The organism is Winogradskyella tangerina (assembly GCF_003260205.1).
Lineage (GTDB): Bacteria > Bacteroidota > Bacteroidia > Flavobacteriales > Flavobacteriaceae > Winogradskyella > Winogradskyella tangerina.
Genome location: NZ_QERF01000006.1, coordinates 1 through 1851 on the forward strand (window position 1 = coordinate 1; position 1851 = coordinate 1851).

A 1851-nucleotide genomic window follows, 5' to 3' on the forward strand; every position below is an offset into this window, starting at 1 on the left:
CACACACCTTCTTATTACAAAAAAATTGGTCAAAAAAGGAAATGTAATCTAGAGAATCTGTAAGATGTGTAATCTTATAAACTACTTGTGTAATAGTCAGAAAGGCATTAGTCCTCATCTTTGTATTAATAATGCAATTAAGCATTAGGTTAAATACAATATTATGGAAACCAAGAACAAAGAAGGTGAGAGAAAGTCTAGTGAGTTATTTAAATTTAGTGGTGATTGGGACAAGCAATCCAAAGCATTAAAAGCAAAATTTCCTAAGCTTACGTCAGAAGATGTAAAATTTGAGAGTGGTAAAGAGTTAGATTTGATAAAGCGTCTAGAAAACAAGTTAAATAAAGACCGTAATGAAGTGGTTGGGATTTTAAAATCAAACTATGCAACAGTTACAAAAGCAATCTAATCTAATTAATACTAAAATTTATTTAAAGAGCAGTTTATTAATAATCTGTTCTTTTTTTAATTATTTCAACCTGTAATATCTGTAACTAAAGGTATTTATTCTATAACGAAATTATTGTCATTGATAACGATATTTGTAATGCTATTAATCAATTAGGGAAGACCAAATATTAATTTATTTGGCTTTAAGAAGCAGACTTAAAAATCTGCTTTTTTTATTCCCATTTCATAGGTTTTATTTTTTGTATAAATGTTATTTGTCTTCTTCCATTTTTAGCAAAGTTTAAATGTATTGGCTTATCCTTAAAAGCAGACCTGATTTTTTGAAATATTGGTTTTAATAGAGTTTTAAGTTTTGCCTTTTTATTTGGTTTAATACCCTTTTCTTTTAAGGTTATGGCGTAATTAATCTATAAATTATTCATAGTATAACTTTTTAATAGTTTCTACAAAGTTGAGACTATTATTTCCGTCAAGTTTACAGCCTATTAATCTATGTTTACATAATTGACTGATATTTATACCTTATCAAATAATCTGTGATATCTACAACTTATCTTCTTGTTAATGTAACTAACTAGCTGCTAGTAGTGGTATCTTATGCCCTAATCAAATAATTTAGAAGAAGATGTCAAAAGAAAATAAGGGTAAGAAGAAAAATGATAAAACGCCTGCAGCAACAACAGCAAAAGAAAAAAGGGCTGCTAAAGTTTTAAAGCGGAATTTAAAGAGAAATTCAGAATAGTTTTGAAATGGAAAATGAAGATTTTGAAGAAGCAATTACGTTTAATCTATCAGATATCATAGATTATAAATCTAATGATATTGTAGTTAAAAATATATTGATAAGAAATGCTGTTATCATTCAATATCTACTTTTTGATTTTGGAAAAGTTCAAGCATTTGAAAAGTCACCCTTTTTAAGGTTTATTTATATAGCGGAAGGTAAAGCAGAGGTTGTTATCAGGAAAAACTCTACTTTTTTGCAGAAAGGCGATTCGATACTTATCCCTGGAAATACAGAAAGTTCAATTGAAGCTAACCAACCGTTTAAAATGATTTGTACTACAATTAAGTACGATTAGAAAATACGCAAAAAATAAAGTTTAAAAATTATTATGGAAAATAAATTTAAATCTGGTGACATAGTCTGCGCGAAAGTTAATCCAACAACGCCTTTAAAGGTTAGAGTTTTTGCTCGTAAAGTTTATTATTGTGATGTGTTAAATATGCCAGATGAAAACGAAAAAGTTTACTTTGAAAGAGAAATCGAGTTGTATAAACCTCAAAGGTAAGATTTGTAATGTTAAGTTCTTCTAATTAAAAATTTTATTTCCAAATGTTGCCTAACGCCCTGCTAAACGCAGTTCCGTATTGCGAATGAAAAGATAATAAATTCGTTAGCAATGATTTGGATAAAGATCAAATATTTTTAGGGATTGG

At 28.0% G+C, this 1851-nt stretch carries 2 protein-coding genes; both read left to right on the forward strand.

Translation table 11 applies throughout. The features are described 5' to 3' along the window. The first annotated feature begins 163 nt into the window (after positions 1 to 163). Positions 164 to 409 (forward strand): hypothetical protein, encoded by a 246-nt coding sequence (locus tag DDY94_RS10270; protein ID WP_111684031.1) that lies wholly within the window; start codon positions 164 to 166, stop codon positions 407 to 409. 751 nt (positions 410 to 1160) lie between these two features. Then, entirely contained in the window at positions 1161 to 1493 is a 333-nt protein-coding gene (locus tag DDY94_RS10275) for a cupin domain-containing protein (RefSeq protein WP_111684032.1), read from the forward strand. The last annotated feature ends 358 nt before the right edge of the window (positions 1494 to 1851 follow it).